General features: G+C 70.5%; 10 protein-coding genes. 9 read left to right on the top strand and 1 reads right to left on the bottom strand.

The window, feature by feature from the left end; all coding sequences use genetic code 11:
• The first annotated feature begins 128 nt into the window (after nucleotides 1–128).
• From ABD134_RS01220 to ABD134_RS01200, 5 genes are all read left to right on the top strand, one after another.
• Nucleotides 129–1,811 carry a DUF885 domain-containing protein gene (locus ABD134_RS01220; RefSeq protein ID WP_344225964.1) on the top strand — a complete coding sequence of 561 codons (1,683 nt, stop codon included), beginning with the start codon at nucleotides 129–131 and terminating at the stop codon, nucleotides 1,809–1,811.
• A gap of 80 nt (nucleotides 1,812–1,891) precedes the next feature.
• Nucleotides 1,892–2,593 (top strand): Maf family protein, encoded by a 702-nt coding sequence (locus tag ABD134_RS01215; RefSeq protein WP_344227595.1) that lies wholly within the window; start codon nucleotides 1,892–1,894, stop codon nucleotides 2,591–2,593.
• Nucleotides 2,594–2,731: 138 nt separating this feature from the next.
• Entirely contained in the window at nucleotides 2,732–4,012 is a 1,281-nt protein-coding gene (locus ABD134_RS01210; protein WP_344225962.1) for an MFS transporter, read from the top strand.
• Between the two features lie 179 nt (nucleotides 4,013–4,191).
• The gene (locus tag ABD134_RS01205) at nucleotides 4,192–6,015 is read left to right on the top strand and encodes an acetyl/propionyl/methylcrotonyl-CoA carboxylase subunit alpha (protein ID WP_344225960.1); all 1,824 of its coding nucleotides are present in this window, start codon (nucleotides 4,192–4,194) and stop codon (nucleotides 6,013–6,015) included.
• Between the two features lie 251 nt (nucleotides 6,016–6,266).
• A complete protein-coding gene (locus ABD134_RS01200) occupies nucleotides 6,267–7,715 on the top strand; it encodes an MFS transporter (RefSeq protein WP_344225958.1) in 1,449 nt (482 codons plus the stop codon).
• Between the two features lie 169 nt (nucleotides 7,716–7,884).
• Here ABD134_RS01200 and ABD134_RS01195 read toward each other — a convergent pair whose 3' ends face one another.
• The gene (locus tag ABD134_RS01195) at nucleotides 7,885–9,297 is read right to left on the bottom strand and encodes an NAD(P)H-quinone dehydrogenase (RefSeq protein ID WP_344225956.1); all 1,413 of its coding nucleotides are present in this window, start codon (nucleotides 9,295–9,297) and stop codon (nucleotides 7,885–7,887) included.
• Between the two features lie 84 nt (nucleotides 9,298–9,381).
• On the opposite strand from ABD134_RS01195, the gene ABD134_RS01190 reads away from it, so the two are divergent.
• The 4 genes from ABD134_RS01190 to ABD134_RS01175 all read left to right on the top strand — a co-directional run bounded on the left by ABD134_RS01190 (nucleotide 9,382) and on the right by ABD134_RS01175 (nucleotide 13,250).
• Nucleotides 9,382–10,284 (top strand): purine-nucleoside phosphorylase, encoded by a 903-nt coding sequence (locus ABD134_RS01190; RefSeq protein ID WP_344225953.1) that lies wholly within the window; start codon nucleotides 9,382–9,384, stop codon nucleotides 10,282–10,284.
• A gap of 86 nt (nucleotides 10,285–10,370) precedes the next feature.
• Nucleotides 10,371–12,182, top strand: a complete 1,812-nt coding sequence (locus ABD134_RS01185) for a phospho-sugar mutase (protein WP_344225951.1) — start codon at nucleotides 10,371–10,373, stop codon at nucleotides 12,180–12,182.
• A 29-nt stretch (nucleotides 12,183–12,211) separates the two neighbouring features.
• A complete protein-coding gene (deoC, locus tag ABD134_RS01180; RefSeq protein WP_344225949.1) occupies nucleotides 12,212–12,916 on the top strand; it encodes a deoxyribose-phosphate aldolase in 705 nt (234 codons plus the stop codon).
• A gap of 61 nt (nucleotides 12,917–12,977) precedes the next feature.
• On the top strand, nucleotides 12,978–13,250 hold the full coding sequence (locus ABD134_RS01175; protein ID WP_344225948.1) for a hypothetical protein: 273 nt from the start codon (nucleotides 12,978–12,980) through the stop codon (nucleotides 13,248–13,250).
• Nucleotides 13,251–13,307: the final 57 nt, after the last annotated feature.

The following is a 13,307-nucleotide window of genomic DNA, read 5'->3' as shown; positions in this document are numbered from 1 at the left end:
TCATCGAACAGTCCAAGAACGAGCCTTTGGAGGAGGCCGTCTCCTGGGTACGCCATGTCCAGGGCCTGCGGAGGCGAACCCTGAGCCCAGGGGCGCAGTGGCCTGAGCACCCCGAGTAGTGTGCTGACATGACCGACTCCGCACGTGAGACCCGCCAGCCCACTGACATCGACGCGCTGGCCAACCGCTATTTCGCCGACACCCTCGCCCTGCACCCCGAGGAGGCCACCGCGCTCGGCCACCCGGGCCACGAGACGGAGTACTCGGACTACTCCCCCGCTGGAACGGCCGCCCAGGACGAGCTGAACCGGACCCTGTTGGAGGACCTCGACCGCCTCACTCCCACCGATGACGTGGACCGCGTCACCGCCGCCGCGCTGCACGAGCGGGTGGGGCTGGAACGCCGGATCCACGCCACCGGCCGCACCGAGTTGAACAATCTGGCTTCCCCAGCCCAGGAGATCCGCAACATCCTGGACCTGATGCCGATGGAGACCGAGCAGGACTGGGCCCACATCGCCGGCCGGCTGGCCAACCTGCCCAGTGCCCTGGCAGGGTACGCCGAGTCCCTGCGGGCATCGCGCGACGCCGGCCAGGTCGCCGCCCAGCGCCAGGTCGACATCGTCATCGAGCAGGCCGAGGCCCACTCTGCCGCCGGTGGCTTCTTCCCGGGGCTGGTCGAGCGCGCCTCCGCGGCCGGCGTCGTGCCCTCCGCCCTGCTCACCGAGCTGGAGGCCCAGGCGCGCAGGGCCGGGACCGCCTACCAGGGGTTGGCAGACTTCCTGAAGGAGGAGGTGCGGGGCAGTGCGCCGGAACGGGACGCCGTCGGGCAAGATCTCTACGAGCTGTACTCGCAGGAGTTCCTGGGCGCCCAGATCGATCTGGAAGAGACGTACGCGTGGGGACAGGAGGAGCTCGCGCGAATCATCGAGGCCCAGCAGGCCGACGCTGAACGGATCCGGCCGGGTGCCAGCATCGACGAGGCCCGATCGATCCTGAACGCGGACCCGGCCCGCCGACTGCAGGGCACCACGGCGCTGCGGGACTGGATGCAGGGCGTCACCGACACCGCACTGCAGGAGATGACCCGCTACTTCGAGATCCCCGCCCCGATGGACCGCGTCGAGTGCATGATCGCCCCCACGCAGGAGGGCGGCGTCTACTACACGGGCCCCTCGGACGACTTCTCGCGGCCCGGCCGCATGTGGTGGTCCGTGCCCGCCGGGGAAGACTCCTTCACCACCTGGCAGGAGACCACCACCGTCTACCACGAGGGCGTACCCGGCCATCACCTGCAGATCGGCACGGCCATGCTCGCCCAGGACGAGTTGAACGACTGGCGGCGCAATGGGCTGTGGACCTCCGGCCACGGTGAGGGCTGGGCCCTGTACGCCGAGAAGCTGATGGACGAGTTCGGTTTCCTCACGGATCCGGGCGACCACCTCGGCATGCTGGACGCCCAGCGGATGCGTGCCGCCCGGGTGGTGTTCGACATCGGCGTGCACTGCGGCTTCGAGGCCCCGGCCACCGAGGGCGGCGGCGTGTGGACCCCCGAGCAGGGGTTCGCGTTCCTGACGAAGCACCTCAACGACTCCCCCGGCCAGATCCGGTTCGAATTCATCCGCTATCTCGGCTGGCCGGGTCAGGCACCCTCCTACAAGGTCGGCCAACGGATCTGGGAGCAGATCCGTTCCGAACAGGCCGACCGCGCCACGGCCCAGGGCCACGCGTTCGACCTCAAGGCGTTCCACACCCGGGCCCTGCGCCTGGGCTCCATGGGGCTGGACACCCTGCGCAAGGCGATGGCATGAGCGGCCAGGCGGAGGCCGGGTCGAGCGCCCTGCCGGCCACTGAACAGGCCCAGAAGCGGGCCCACGACGGCGGCGCAGCGGTGCCGAGGCTGGTGCTGGCTTCCGCCTCCCCCTCCCGGGCGCGGATCCTCGAGGCCGCCGGTCTCCCGTTCACCGTGGTGGTCTCGGACGTGGACGAGGACGCGATCGCCGCGGCCCATCCGCTGGCCAGTCCGGCCGAGACCGCCCAGCTGCTCGCCCGGGCCAAGGCCGAAGACGTCGCCGGGCACCCCGAGGCGTCGGGCGCCCTGGTGATCGGTTGCGACTCGGTGTTCGAACTGGACGGCGTGGCCTATGGCAAGCCCTGGGAACCCGAGGTGGCCATGGAGCGCTGGCGGGCTCAGTCCGGACGTACTGGAGAACTGCACACCGGCCACTGGGTCGTGGACAACCGTGACGTCGGCACGGGTGCCGATGCACAGCCCGGCAGGTCTGCGGAGGTCGCTGCCGTGTCCGAGCCCGACGACGGCGCGCCGCTCGCGCGTCCGGCCACCGGGGCGCTATCGAGCGCCGCGGTGACCTTCGCGGAGGTCGACGAGGAGGAGATCACCGCGTACGTGGCCACCGGTGAGCCCCTGCAGTGCGCCGGCGCCTTCACGATCGACGGCCGCGGAGCGGCCTTCGTCACTGTGGTGGAGGGGGACCCGAATGCCGTGATCGGCCTGTCCGTCTCCAGTTTGCGCAGCCTGCTGGCGGAGTTCGAGGTCTCGCTCGCTTCCCTGTGGGAGTCCCACGGCGCCTGAGCCGGAACAGCCCGAGCCGGAGGTGTGCCTGTTCTCACACGGCCTGGGCCACTTTCCGGGCGAGCCATCCGCGTCCGCGGCGTTAGCGTGGGGAAGCCCGTGCGGAGTGATCCGCCGCCGTCCACCAGGAGAACGCCCATGGCCCCCACCCAGACCACTGAGGCGACCGCCGCGTCCGGCCCGGCGGCGCCCGAGCGCCCCGGGCACCCCGGGCACCCCGGTCAGCCTGTTCCGGCGAGGGCCGCGCGGCTGGCCATCTTCGCGCTGGCGATCGGCGCATTCGGCATCGGCACGGCGGAGTTCGCCACCATGGGCCTGCTGCCGTACATCGCCGAGGGCTTCGACGCCACGATCACCGAGGCGAGCCATGCGGTGTCCCTCTACGCGATCGGCGTGGTCATCGGGGCACCGCTCATCGCCGCCCTGACCGCCCGGATGGAACGCCGGCGCCTGCTGCTGGGTCTGGCCGCCCTGTTCGTCATCGGCAGTATCGGCAGCACCCTGGCACCGTCGCTGCCCTTGATGCTGGTCTCCCGCTTCATCACCGGGCTGCCCCACGGAGCCTTCCTCGGCATCGGCGCCGTGGTCGCCTCCACCCTGGTCGCCCCACACCGCCGGGCCACCGCCATGGCCCGGGTCATGCTCGGCCTGACTGTGGCCAACATCGTGGGAGTGCCCGCGGCTGCCGCCTTGGGCGCCCAGTTCGGCTGGCGGACCGCCTACGGCCTGGTCGCCCTGATCGGACTGCTCACGCTCGTGGCCGTGTTCGCCCTCGTTCCGCGCAGCTCTCCGGGACTGGGGCCGTCCATCCGCGGAGAGCTGCGCACGCTCAAGCGCCCCCAGGTCGTCCTCACCCTCGTGGCCGGCTCTATCGGCTTCGGCGGAATGTTCGCGGTCTACACCTTCATCTCGCCGACGATGACCGATCTCACCGGGTTGTCCGAGTCAGCTGTCCCCTGGGTGCTCGTCTGCTTCGGTGTCGGCATGACCCTCGGCTCCCTCATCGCCGGTCCGCTCGTGGACCGCTCGATCGAGAAGTCCGCCGTGGGCGGAGTCATCAGCCTGGGGCTGGTCCTGCTGGCCTTCGCCACCCTGGCGCACGTCCCCGCCGTCGCCATCGCCTGCGTGCTGCTGCTCGGCGTCGCCGGCTCCCTCTTCACCACCGCCCTGCAGGTGCGCCTGCTGCGCGAGAGCGGCGATGCCCCCTCGGTCAGCGCGGCCATGAACCACGCCGCGTTCAACTTCGCCAACGCCCTGGGCGCCTTCCTCGGTGCCGTGGTGGTGGATGCCGGGCTCGGATACCGATCGCCGGCGTTGCTCGGCACCGGCCTGACCGTGGTCGGTCTGGCCGTCATGATCCTGGCGGTGGTGACGCACCGGCGCGCTCGCACCGGCGCCACGCTGTCACGACGGCGGTAGCAGCAGGAAGTTTGTGGGATTCCTACAACCGATGTCACGCGGCGCGGGGAAAACGCCCCGGATCCTGTAGGAAACCCACCGTCACGTCTAGGCTCGGCAGGTGGGCTGCCCCGGCATCAGGCTGGGCCCGGCCCCTCGCAGACCGCCTGCGCCGACGCTCATGAAGGAGTCCCGCCCCGATGTCCCAGCCGACGCCGACCGCCACCACCGCAGCCCGCCCGTTCTCGCGGGTGCTCGTGGCCAACCGCGGGGAGATTGCCGTCCGCATCATCCGCGCGGCACATGACGAGGGGCTCAGCGCCGTGGCCGTCTACGCGGAGCCGGACCGCGAAGCCCTGCACGTGCGCATGGCGGACGACGCCATCGCCCTGGGCGGGGCCTCCGCCACCGACTCCTACCTGGTGGTGGACAAGATCCTCGCCGCCGCCCAGGCCTCCGGCGCCGATGCCGTCCACCCCGGCTACGGCTTCCTGTCCGAGAACGCCGACTTCGCCCGTGCCGTCGAAGCTGCCGGCCTGGTGTGGATCGGCCCTCCCGCCGGGGCCATCGAGCAGCTGGGGGACAAGGTCTCCGCGCGCCACCTGGCCCAGAAGGTCGGCGCCCCGCTGGTGCCCGGCACCGCCGACCCGGTGGCGAACGCGGACGAAGTCCTCGCCTTCGCCGACACCCACGGACTCCCCCTGGCCATCAAGGCCGCCCACGGTGGCGGAGGCCGCGGCATCAAGGTGGTGCGCAGCCGCGAGGACATTCCCGAGATGTTCGACTCCGCGGTCCGGGAGGCCACCGCCGCCTTCGGCCGTGGTGAGTGCTTCGTGGAGCGCTTCCTGGACGCACCGCGCCACGTGGAGACCCAATGCCTGGCCGATGCCGCCGGGAACGTGGTGGTGGTGTCCACGCGTGACTGTTCCCTGCAGCGCCGCAATCAGAAGCTCGTCGAGGAGGCCCCGGCCCCGTTCCTGACCGCCGAGCAGCAGCAGCGACTGTACGAATCCTCCAAGGCCCTGCTCGTGGAGGCCGGCTACGTGGGCGCGGGCACCTGCGAGTTCCTCGTGGGCACGGACGGCACCATCTCCTTCCTGGAGGTCAACACCCGGCTGCAGGTCGAGCACACCGTCTCCGAGGAGGTCACCGGCCTGGATCTGGTGCGCGAGCAGTTCCGCATCGCCCGCGGTGAGGAGCTGGGCTATGGAGACCCGGAGGTGCGCGGCCACTCCTTCGAGTTCCGCATCAACGGCGAGGACGCCGGCAAGAACTTCATGCCCTCCCCCGGCACCCTGACCCGCTTCCGCCTGCCCTCCGGCCCAGGCGTCCGCGTGGACACCGGCGTGGAGGAGGGCGAGACCATCACCGGTGCCTTCGACTCCATGGTGGCCAAGCTGATTGTCACCGGCGCCAACCGGGAGCAGGCCCTGCAGCGCTCCCGCCGTGCCCTGGCCGAGATGCAGGTCGCCGGCATGCCCACTGTCCTGCCGTTCCACCGTGCCGTGGTCTCGGACCCAGCCTTCGCGCCGGCGGACGGCACCCCGTTCACCGTGCACACCCGGTGGATCGAGACCGGCTTCGAGAACACCATTGCCCCGTTCGCGGGCACCCCGGGAGCCGCCGGAGACATCGAGGAGGAGCACGAGGATCGCCGCTCCGTCACCGTAGAGGTCAACGGCAAGCGAGTCGAGGTCACCCTGCCCGCCATCCTCGGCGCCATCTCCACCGTGGCCACCGGCGCCAAGGCCGGCTCCCGCCGCCGCAAGTCCCGTGGCACCCGGGGCGCCACCGCCACCGGCGCCAACGGGGACACCCTGACCTCACCGATGCAGGGCACGATCGTCAAGGTCGCGGTCGGCGTCGGGGATGCCGTGGCCGAAGGCGACCTGATCGTGGTGCTCGAGGCGATGAAGATGGAGCAGCCCCTGACCGCACACAAGTCCGGGACCATCACCGAGCTCAGCGCCGAGGTTGGCGCCACTGTCACCGCAGGTGCACCAATCGCCGCCATAGCGGACTAGGACTGCCGGGGCCAGTGCCGCCGGAGACTTGGTCGTCCGGCGGAATCGCTCCTACCGCCTGCGCGCTGGCCCCTGGTCGCCGCAGATCAGAATCACGCCTGCCTGCACACGGCCTCCTGGCAAGGCCGTCTCACTATCTGGACTCAATGTCCGCATGGTGGCGCCCGCGCGTAGAGTCGTCGGGTCGCATTTCGCACCGGCCAAGAGCCGACACACCACTGACGTTGCATTGCATTGCATGAGGAGCAACCATGTCCACTGATCTGTCCCAAGGCAGCTCAACACCAGACCCAGGGACCGGCGCGGTCGATGTCAAGGACGACGGCACCAAGGAACTGGGCGTCCCCCGGTCCCGCGTGGTGATCGCGTCCCTGATGGGCACCACGATCGAGTTCTACGACTTCTACGTCTACGCCACGGCGGCGGTCTCGGTCTTCCCGCTGATCTTCTTCGCGGCCGGTGACGAGGGAGCGGCCCTGCTGGCCTCCATGGCGACCTTCGGTGCTGCCTTCGTCGCCCGCCCGGTCGGTTCGATCCTGTTCGGCCATTACGGTGACCGCGTCGGCCGCAAGGTCACTCTGATCGGCTCCCTGTTGACCATGGGCATTGCCACGTTCCTCATCGGCCTGCTGCCGACGTACTTCCAGATCGGCCTGTGGGCCCCCGTGATGCTGACCATCTTGCGCTTCTGCCAGGGCCTCGGGCTCGGCGGCGAGTGGTCCGGCGCGGCCCTGCTGGCCACGGAGACCGCGGCCAAGGGCAAGCGCGCCTGGGCGGCCATGTGGCCCCAGCTCGGCGCCCCGATCGGCTTCCTGCTGGCCAACGGCCTCTTCCTGATCCTGACCGTCAGCTTCAACCACGACTCCACGAACCCGGACATGGACGGCCCGTTCCTCACCTGGGTGTGGCGCCTGCCGTTCCTGCTGTCCCTGGCCATGGTGGCCGTGGGCCTCTACGTCCGCCTGCGCCTGCAGGAAACCCCGGTGTTTCAGCGCGCGGTGGACAATGACGAGCGCGTCAAGGCACCCTTGAGCGAGGTCTTCCGCAAGAACTGGCGCGAGCTCATCCTCGGCACCTTCATCATGCTGGCCACCTATGTGCTCTTCTACCTGATGACCACGTGGATCCTTTCCTACTCCATCAGCTCCCCCGACGCCAGCGGGCTGGGCGTGCCCTACGCGGACTTCCTCGTGCTGCAGCTGATCGGCATCCTGTTCTTCGCCGCCTTCGTGCCCGTGGCCGGCTGGCTGGCGGACAAGTTCGGCCGCAAGCCCACCCTGATCGTCATCACGTCCATGCTGGTCCTCTTCGGCCTGACCTTCGGCTGGTGGCTCAGTGCCAGCTCGATCGGCCAGGGCTCCGAGTTGAACACCCCTCAGATGATGATCTTCCTGATCGTCGGCATGGCGCTCATGGGCCTGACCTTCGGCCCCATGTCCGCCGTCCTGCCGGAGCTGTTCCCCACGAACACCCGGTACACCGGCTCCGGAATCGCCTACAACGTCTCCTCGATCCTCGGTGCGGCCCTGACCCCGTTCGTGGCCCAGTGGCTCGTGCTGACCTTCTCGGTGGCCCACGTCGGTTACTACCTGTCCTTCGCCTCCGTGCTCACGTTGATCGCCCTGATCATCGCCCCGGAGACCAAGACGAAGTCCCTGGACACCGAAGTAGAGACGGTGGGACATTCGTCCACGGTCTGATCCTGCGGTGTTGTGATGCTTCACCAACGACGCCGGCCCGGCACCCCGCGAGGAATCGCACCGGGGTGCCGGGCCGGCGTCGTTCCCTACCGTTTTGCGGGCAGAAATTATGGGTGCACACCCGCAATCTCTGCCCGCAAAACGCTGTGGACTGGCAGGTGGCGAGCCGTCAGAGGTGGACGTGGAGGCGGCGTGCCGCCTCCGAGATCGATCCGGAGAGCGAGGGGTAGACCGTGTAGGTGTTGGCCAGGTCATCAACATGCAACTTGTGACTCACCGCCAGCGCGATCGGGTAGATCAGTTCGGAGGCACGCGGGGCCACCACCACGCCACCGATCACGGTGCCGGAGCCCTTGCGGGCGAAGATCTTCACGAAGCCGTGGGTGACATTCTGCATCTTGGCCCGGGGGTTCGTGCTCAGATCGAGCTTGAGGACGTCCGCCTGATACTTGCCAGAGGCCACCTGTTCCTCCGTCACGCCGACCGTGGCGATCTCCGGGGAGGTGAAGATGTTCGAGGACACCAGGTGCGGCTGGAACGGTTTGACCGCGTCCCCCATCAGGTGCGCCACGGCGACGCGTCCCTGCATGGCGGCCACAGAGGCCAGGGCGAAGACCCCGGTGCAGTCGCCCGCAGCGTAGATCCCGGGCACAGTGGTCCGGGAGACCCCGTCCACGGCGATATGGCCGGAGTCGGTCAGCCTGACGCCGGCCGCCTCCAGTCCGAGATCGGCGGTGTTGGGAATACCGCCGACGGCCAGGAGGCAGTGGCTGCCCTCCAGCACGCGGCCACCGGAGAGGTGCACGCGCACCCCGGATGCGGTGCGCTCCACCGACTCGGCGCGGGTCTTGCCGACTACGTTCACGCCGTCCTCCACGAAGGCGTCCTCCAGCACGGCGGCGGCGTCCGGGTCCTCCCCGGGCAGCACCCGGTCGCGCGAGGACACCAGAGAGACCTTGGCACCGAGCTGGTTGTAGGCCGAGGCGAACTCCGCGCCGGTGACGCCGGAGCCCACCACGATCAGATGCTCGGGCACCTCCGTCAGCGAGTAGACCTGGGTCCAGTTGAAGATCCGCTCCCCGTCCGGCATGGCGGTGGGCAGTTCGCGCGGGCTGGCGCCGGTGGCCAGGAGGATGTTCTCGGACTCGATCATCTCGGTGCCGTCCTCGGTGGTCACCTCCACCGTGGTGGGACCGGCCAGCCGGCCCGTGCCGATGACGACGCGCACGCCGGAGCGCTCCAGGGCCCGGCGGATGTCCCGGGACTGCTCGGAGGCCAGGTTCAGCAACCGCCGGTTGACCACGGTCATGTCCGCCCTCGCCGGCTCGTCACCCAGCGCCACGCCCAGCCCGGGGGCCCGCCCGGCCCGGCGCATGGAGTCGGCCGTGGCGATGAGGGTCTTGGAGGGGACCACGTCCGTCAATACGGCGGATCCGCCCATGCCCTTGGACTCGACGACGGTCACCTGCGCCCCTAGCTTGGCGGCCACCATGGCCGCCTCATAGCCGCCGGGGCCGCCGCCGACGATGGTGAGGGAGGGACGGGGACGCGAGTACATGGGGGTGGAAGTCACAGACACCATTGTGTCCCACCCCGCGGCATCACGCCGAATGCCGGCCGGCCGCACCGCAGGCCGTTTCCCGCGCTTCCCACTAGGCTGACGGTCGTGACTGATGCAACCGCCTCCACCGGCTCCTCCACCGCCCCCAGCTTCGACGACCCGTCCAGCCAGTCGCCGCTGCGAGGCGACCACCCGGGGTTCTCCGAGGCCCGCCGTGCCGCCGCCGCCCTGATCCAGGTCACGGGCGTGGCCCGGCACCGCATCGCCGTGGTGTTGGGGTCCGGCTGGGGCGGTGCCGCCGAATTGATCGGCAAGACCACCCACACCATCCCCACCGCCGAGCTGCCCGGCTTCGCCGCCCCCTCGGTCCCGGGGCACAACCCGACCGTGCGCTCCGTGCGCCTGAACGGCAACGGGAGCGAGGACAGCGACGGTGCCGGGCACGCCCTGATCTTCGGCTCCCGCACGCACTACTACGAGCACCGCGACGCCGGCGCCGTGGCCCACACAGTGCGCACCGCGGCCGCCGCAGGGGCCGAGATCGTGGTCCTGACCAACGGCTGCGGCTCCCTCGTGCCCGAGTGGGCCCCGGGCACCCCGGTGCTGGTGGCCGACCACATCAACCTCACGGGGGCCACCCCGCTGGCCGGGGCCAACTTCGTGGACCTCACCGACCTCTACTCCCCCCGCATCCGCGAGATCGCCCGTGAGGTGGACTCGTCCCTGCCCGAGGGCGTCTACGTGCAGTTCTCCGGGCCCCAGTACGAGACGCCAGCCGAGGTGCGCTACGCCAAGACGATCGGTGGCGATCTGGTGGGCATGTCCACCGCCCTGGACGCGATCGCCGCCCGCCACGCCGGCCTCGAGGTGTTCGGCATGTCCCTGGTCACCAACGCCGCCGCCGGATTCAGTGGTGAGCCCCTCAGCCACGCCGAGGTGGTGGAGGCCGGCGAGGCCGCCGGTCCGCGCATCTCCACCCTCTTGGCCGGCATCATCGACCGCCTCTGACGCTCCGGCGGCCCTAGCCGGTCACCCTGACCCACCTGATTCGCCCGACGCACCTGGCAACTGATGAGAAACCCGAGGACCCTCCCGTGACCACTGTTGACATCGATCCCGCCCTGATCGCCGCCGCCGTGGAGTGGGCCCGCCAGGATCCCGACGACGGCGACCGCGCGGTCCTCGAGGCCGAGATCGCCGCGGCGCAGGCCGGGGACCGCGCGGCGGTGGCGTCCCTCGCCTCCCGCTTCGCCGGCCCGCTGGAGTTCGGCACGGCCGGGCTCCGCGCCGAGGAGGGTCCTGGCCCGGGCCGCATGAACCGGGTGGTCGTGCGCCGCACCGCGGCCGGACTCGCGACGTACCTGCTCCAGCGCCTCGCGGGGAGGGGCGCCGGGGAGCCTGTGGATGCCACCGCGGATGCCCCGGCCGGGCAGAGAACGCGCCCCCCGCGCGTCGTGGTGGGGTACGACGCCCGCCGCGGCTCGAAGAGGTTCGCGCTGGACTCCGCCGCCGTGTTCGCCGCGGCCGGCCTGGAGACGATCCTGCTGCCCTCCGAGCTCCCGACTCCGGTACTGGCCTTCGCCGTGCGGCATCTGGACGCTGATGCCGGCGTGATGGTCACCGCCAGCCACAACCCGCCGGCCGACAATGGCTACAAGGTGTACCTGGGCGGCCGGATGACGGACGACGCCGGCCGTGGCGCCCAGATCACCGCACCCAGCGACCGGGACATCGCCGGTTGCATCGACCATGACGCCCCGGTGGACTCCATCCCGCTCGCCGCGGACGGCTGGACGGTGGCGGACCGGGGGATCGCGGCGGCCTACCGGTTGGCGGCCTGCCGGGTCCTGGACCCCGAGCGCACCGGCCACCGCCGCCTCAACGTGGTCTACACGCCCCTGCACGGAGTCGGCGGGGCTGTGCTGCCGGACCTGTTCGAGGACGCCGGCTTCGAACGGCCGTACACGGTCCCCGAACAGGCGGATCCGGACCCCGCCTTCCCCACCGTGGCGTTCCCCAACCCGGAGGAGCCCGGCGCCATGGACCTCGCCCTGGCCGCGGCACGGGAACGCGGCGCGGACCTCGTCATCGCCAATGACCCCGACGCCGACCGACTGGCCCTGGCGGTGCCGGATCCGGCCGCTGGAGTCGCCGCGGACGAGGATGGCAGTGCGCAGGGCGCGGCGGCCGGCTGGCGCATGCTCACCGGGGACGAGGTGGGCGTGCTCTTGGGCAGCCACCTGATGGCCGGACTGCGGCCGGTGGGCGCCGTCGTCGGGAATTCCGTGGTCTCCTCCCGCCTGCTGTCCCGCGTCGCCGCGGAACGGGACGTGCCGCACGAGACGACCCTCACCGGGTTCAAGTGGATCGCGCGGGTCCCCGGGCTGGGCTTCGGCTACGAGGAGGCGCTCGGCTATTGCGTGGCGCCGGAGATGGTGCGGGACAAGGACGGCATGACGGCTGCCCTGGTGGCGGCGGAACTCGCCGCCGAGCTCGCGGACCAGGGAAAGACCCTGCTGGACGCGCTGGATGAGATCGCCCTGCACTTCGGGGTGGTCGCCACCGGCCAGCTCTCGGTGCGCGTGGCGGACCTGGCCCTGCTGGACGCCATGATGACCCGGTTGCGCCTGGCGCCGCCGGCAACCCTCGCCGGCGAGGAAGTCGTCGAGACGGTGGACCTCACCCAGGGTTACCGGGACCTGCCGGGCACCGACGCCCTGATGTACACCACCGCGGACGATTCCCGTGTGGTGGTGCGGCCCTCCGGCACCGAGCCCAAGCTCAAGTGCTACCTGGAGGTGGTCCGCCCCGTGCAGGCGGCGTCTCAGCTGTCCGGGGTGCGGGCCGAGGCATCCACCGCCTTAGCCGCGCTTTCCGCCTCCATCGGCGCAGCCCTGGGCCGGTAGCCGTGCACAGCCACGGTAGGCTGGCTCGCATGCAGAACGGCCCTGAATCCACCGCGTCCACCGGTTCCGCCGAGCTCACCACCGCAGAGCTCGCCCAGTACATCGATCACACCCTGCTCAAGCCGCAGGCGTCCCGGGAGGACATCCTGGCAGTCTGCGCCGAGGCGGCCGAGGCGCAGGTGAAGAGCGTGTGCGTCAATCCCGTGTGGGTCGCCACCGTTGCCGAGGCGCTGACCGGTACTGGCGTGCTGACCTGCACCGTGGTCGGCTTCCCGTTGGGTGCCACCACCACCGCCGCCAAGGTCGGTGAGACCACCGATGCCATCGCCAACGGCGCTGACGAGGTGGACATGGTCATCGACATCGCCGCCGCCCTCGCCGGGGACCGCGCGGCCCTGGTCGCGGACATCGGCGCCGTGGCCCAGGCCGCGCATGACGGTGGCGCGATACTCAAGGTCATCATCGAGACGTGCCTGCTGGACGATGCCGCCAAGGAACTGGCCTGCAGTGCCGCTGCCGAGGCCGGGGCGGACTTCGTGAAGACCTCCACCGGGTTCTCCACCGGCGGCGCCACCGTCGAGGACGTGGCCCTGATGCGCCGCGTCGTCGGGCCGGAGCTCGGGGTCAAGGCCTCCGGCGGCGTCCGCAGCCGCGAGGACGCCCTCGCCATGATCGAGGCCGGCGCAACTCGGATCGGGGCCAGCTCCGCCCTTGCTATCCTGAAGGCAAGCTAGTTTTTCGCACCATCGGCACCCGGCGACGCCGCCGGTCCACGCCACCGCATGAGGAGACATTGTGATCGTTAACGGCAAGCCGAAGAACCACTCGGGGCAGGGACATTTCTGGGGCAACCTGTTGATGACCGTGGTGTGCTTCCTGCTCTTCGCTGGCTGCATCTATGCCATGGGCTGGTGGTCCCTCGAGGACGTCTGGATCCCAGGCGGCATCGCCATGGTCCTGGCCGTGCTGGCCTACCTCATCCCGCAGCAGCTGCTTGGCCGCAGTGACTCGGTGGACCACGAGGCCATCCACGTGGAGGACCCGCACGCCCACCACGCGAGCCACTGACCCGGAGGGCCGTATCCCTCTAGCGCAGACCCCCGCAGCACCGCTGCCGACGCAACG

The organism is Citricoccus alkalitolerans (assembly GCF_039528175.1).
Taxonomy (GTDB): domain Bacteria; phylum Actinomycetota; class Actinomycetes; order Actinomycetales; family Micrococcaceae; genus Citricoccus; species Citricoccus alkalitolerans.
This window is presented reverse-complemented; position numbering and strand designations above follow the sequence as displayed.

Coding starts and splice junctions, on each gene's coding strand:
- ABD134_RS01220 (WP_344225964.1), top strand. CDS start 129: ATGACCGACTCCGCACGTGAGACCCGCCAGCCCACTGACATCGACGCG.
- deoC (WP_344225949.1), top strand. CDS start 12,212: ATGCAGAACGGCCCTGAATCCACCGCGTCCACCGGTTCCGCCGAGCTC.
- ABD134_RS01195 (WP_344225956.1), bottom strand. CDS start 9,297: ATGGTGTCTGTGACTTCCACCCCCATGTACTCGCGTCCCCGTCCCTCC.
- ABD134_RS01200 (WP_344225958.1), top strand. CDS start 6,267: ATGTCCACTGATCTGTCCCAAGGCAGCTCAACACCAGACCCAGGGACC.
- ABD134_RS01205 (WP_344225960.1), top strand. CDS start 4,192: ATGTCCCAGCCGACGCCGACCGCCACCACCGCAGCCCGCCCGTTCTCG.
- ABD134_RS01210 (WP_344225962.1), top strand. CDS start 2,732: ATGGCCCCCACCCAGACCACTGAGGCGACCGCCGCGTCCGGCCCGGCG.